We start from the raw sequence: 3,524 nt of genomic DNA, 5'->3' as shown, positions 1-3,524 counted from the left end.
CGCCCCGCCCCGCCCTGCACTGCTCTGGAATGGTTGGCACATGAACGACATCGACGACGCCGGCGAGATCGCCCGGCGGCTCGACCGCACGCACGTCTTCCACTCGTGGTCGGCCCAAGGGGCCCTGACCCCGATGGTCGTGGACCACGGGCGCGGCACCGAGGTCTGGGACGCCGAGGGACGGCGGTACCTGGACTTCTCGAGCCAGCTGGTCAACCTCAACATCGGCCACCAGCACCCGCGGGTCGTCGCGGCCATCCAGGCCCAGGCCGGCGAGCTCGCGACCATCGCCCCGGCCCACGCGGTGCGGGTGCGCGGCGAGGCCGCGCGTCGGATCTCCCAGCGGGCGCCCGAGCGCTTCCACAAGGTGTTCTTCACCAACGGCGGGGCCGACGCCAACGAGAACGCGATCCGGATGGCGCGGCTGCACACCGGGCGGGACAAGGTGCTCTCGGCCTACCGCTCGTACCACGGCAACACCGGTGCCGCGGTGGTCGCGACGGGGGACTGGCGCCGGGTGCCCAACGAGTACGCCCGTGGCCACGTGCACTTCTTCGGGCCGTACCTGTACCGCAGCGACTTCTGGTCCACGACCCCGGAGCAGGAGACCGAGCGGGCCCTGCACCACCTCCAGCGCGTCATCGAGGCCGAGGGCCCGGGGTCGGTCGCCGCGGTGCTCCTCGAGACGGTGGTCGGCACCGGCGGGGTGCTCGTCCCGCCACCCGGGTACCTGGCCGGGGTACGCGCGCTGACCGAGCGCTACGGGATCCTCCTCGTCCTGGACGAGGTCATGGCCGGGTTCGGCCGCACGGGTTCGTGGTTCGCCCTCGAGCACCACGACGTGCGCCCCGACCTCATCACCTTCGCCAAGGGGGTCAACTCGGGCTACGTCCCGGTGGGCGGCGTCCTCCTCTGCGACGAGATCGCTGCGACCTTCGACGACCGCGTGTTCCCCGGGGGCCTGACCTACTCCGGTCACCCGCTCGCGATGGCCTCGATCGTCGCGACCCTGGACGCCATGGCCGACGAGGGGGTCGTGGAGAACGCGGCGCGCATCGGTGCCCAGGTCCTCGGGCCGGGCCTCGCCGCCCTGGCCGAGAAGCACCCCGTGGTCGGCGAGGTCCGGGGGGTGGGCGTCTTCTGGGCCCTCGAGCTCGTCGCCGACCGCACCACGCGCGAGCCCCTCGCCGCGGGTGCCGTCGGCGCCCTCAAGGCGGACCTGACCCGGCGGGGGCTGCTGCCCTTCGTCGCCGAGAACCGCGTCCACGTGGTGCCCCCCTGCGTCGTCACCGACGCCGAGGTGCACGAGGCCCTCGAGGTCTACGACGCGGCCCTGACCCAGATCGAGAAGGAGCTCCACCCATGAACCCACGTGCCGTCGTCACCGGCGCCTCCTCGGGCATCGGCGCTGCCACCGTCCGCAGGCTGCGCACCGAGGGGTGGCCCGTGGTGGCCGTCGCCCGGCGTGCCGACCGTCTGGCCGAGCTCGCGGCCGAGACGGGCGCCGAGCCCTTCGCGGCCGACATCACGGTCGAGGAGGACGTCGCCCGCCTCGCCGCGCACCTCGAGCAGACGGGGGGCGTGACCTCGCTGGTGAACAACGCCGGGGGAGCGATCGGTCTCGAGCCCGTGGCCGAGGCCGACCTCGAGACCTGGCGGCGGATGTACGAGGTGAACGTCCTGGGGACGCTGCGGGTGACCCAGGCCCTGCTGCCCCAGCTCGTCGCGAGCGGGCGGGGGGACGTGCTCGTGGTGACCTCGACCGCGGGGATCGCCCCCTACGAGGGCGGGGCGGGCTACACCGGCGCCAAGCACGCCGAGCGGATGCTCACCACCACGCTGCGCCTGGAGCTGATCGGGCAGCCCGTGCGGGTCATCGACATCGCCCCGGGGAACGTCGCGACCGAGGAGTTCTCCCTCGTGCGGTTCGGCGGGGACGCCGAGCGTGCGGCGAAGGTCTACGAGGGGTACCAGCCGCTGCTGGCCGAGGACGTCGCCGACGTCATCGCCTTCGCCCTGACCCGCCCGCACCACGTCAACATCGACACCCTCGTGGTCCGGCCGCGGGCGCAGGTCTCCAACACCCAGATCGCCCGGCAGGCCTGAGCAGCGCGACGCCCGGGGCGGTGCCGTCCTCGAGGTCGAGGCCGGCGCCACCCCGGGCGTCCGGCTGCCCGAGGCGCCCTGGACGAGCACGACCCAGGACCTACGTCCCGGATGGTGGGACGAGGGTTCCCAGGTCTTGGATGGCCTGTCACAGTCATGACATGACTCCCGTCCGGCTGCTTCTCGTGCCCAGCGACACCGTCGCGGCGCGAATGTGCATGCCCGCGGGAGCCTCGGCGTCGTCCTGTCTCTGACACTTCGCCCGGCGAGACGGCTCGCCCCACCGGACCCAGTCGACTGACGCACTCGCGTCTGCGTCGCTGAGGCGTCGACGACAGCGTCGACGCCCGCCGGTCAGCCGCGGCTCCCGCCCCACCCCGCCTCCCGCGACGGGATGCCCCCTGCGCGCACGCGCCGACCCTGATGCCTGGCCCTGAGGCCCGGCCCTGGCTGGCCCTTGACGCGCATCTCGGCCGACCACGGCGAGCGCCCGGACGTACCCGGCGCGCCCCGCCGTCCCCGGCCGCACCCGGACCACCTGGCCCTACCCAGCCGTACCCGAATGTTCCTGGCACCTTCCTCGCGGCGACCGCCGCACCGTTCGAAAGGGCAGATCGAATGGCCTCCGTCCTCATCCTCACCGGTAGTCCCTCCGTCGTCTCGCGGACCGCGGCCCTCGCGGGTCACGTCGCCGACGACCTCGTCGCCGACGGGCACGAGGTGCAGGTCCTGCACCTGCGGGACCTCCCCGCCGAAGCAGTCCTCGCGGCCGACACGGCGCACCCGTCGATCGCGGCGGCGGTCCGCGCCGTCATCGCGGCCGACGCCGTGGTCGTCGCGACCCCCATCTACAAGGCCTCCTACTCGGGGCTGCTCAAGGTCTTCCTCGACCTGCTCCCGCAGTCGGCGCTCCAGGGCAAGGCGGTGCTGCCGCTGGCGACCGGAGGCACCGTCGCGCACCTGCTCGCGATCGACTACTCGCTGCGGCCCGTGCTCGTGTCCCTCGGGGCCCGGCACATCACCACCGGTCGCTTCGTCCTCGACGTGCACATCGACCATCGCTCGGGCGGTCCCGTCATCGTCGACGAGGCGACCATCGCCTGCCTGGACCGCACGAGCGCGATCTTCCGCGCCGAGCTGCGCTCCTCCGACGCGCAGGTCACCGCCCTCGCCGCCGCCAGCGCCTGACACCGAAGACACCGAAGACACCGACGACACCGACGACACCGACGACACCGACCACTCCGGCGACTGACCACCTGGAGACCGTCAGTGGCCGACCTATGCAGGGGGCAACCATGAGCAGGACCAGCACGACGACCGCACGACCACGGTGCCGTCGCGGCGCCCGGCCACCGAGGACCGACCCCGTCGACCCTCGACCCGTGGCCGGCCCGCCGGCCGGGCTGTCCTCCGCG

The 3,524-nt window shown here is 73.3% G+C and carries 3 protein-coding genes; all 3 read left to right on the top strand.

All coding sequences use genetic code 11. The features are described from left to right. The first annotated feature begins 40 nt into the window (after nt 1–40). The 3 genes from L0B03_RS15450 (at nt 41) to ssuE (ending at nt 3,294) form a co-directional block, all read left to right on the top strand. Nucleotides 41–1,366, top strand: a complete 1,326-nt coding sequence (locus L0B03_RS15450) for an aspartate aminotransferase family protein (protein WP_250447422.1) — start codon at nt 41–43, stop codon at nt 1,364–1,366. Continuing rightward, on the top strand, nt 1,363–2,106 hold the full coding sequence (locus L0B03_RS15445) for an SDR family oxidoreductase (RefSeq protein ID WP_250447421.1): 744 nt from the start codon (nt 1,363–1,365) through the stop codon (nt 2,104–2,106). The genes L0B03_RS15450 and L0B03_RS15445 overlap by 4 nt, the downstream gene beginning before the upstream one ends. Nucleotides 2,107–2,724: 618 nt before the next feature. Further along, complete coding sequence (gene ssuE / locus L0B03_RS15440) at nt 2,725–3,294, top strand: NADPH-dependent FMN reductase (protein ID WP_250447418.1); 570 nt, start codon at nt 2,725–2,727, stop codon at nt 3,292–3,294. The last annotated feature ends 230 nt before the right edge of the window (nt 3,295–3,524 follow it).

Source organism: Actinotalea sp. C106, assembly GCF_023630195.1.
Lineage (GTDB): Bacteria > Actinomycetota > Actinomycetes > Actinomycetales > Cellulomonadaceae > Actinotalea.
The sequence above is the reverse complement of the archived record's forward strand: the minus strand, read 5'-3'. Positions and strand labels throughout refer to the sequence as shown.

Bases quoted from the DNA above. Each gene is read 5' to 3' on its own strand.
- L0B03_RS15450 (WP_250447422.1), top strand. From the start codon at position 41: ATGAACGACATCGACGACGCCGGCGAGATCGCCCGGCGGCTCGACCGC.
- ssuE (WP_250447418.1), top strand. From the start codon at position 2,725: ATGGCCTCCGTCCTCATCCTCACCGGTAGTCCCTCCGTCGTCTCGCGG.
- L0B03_RS15445 (WP_250447421.1), top strand. From the start codon at position 1,363: ATGAACCCACGTGCCGTCGTCACCGGCGCCTCCTCGGGCATCGGCGCT.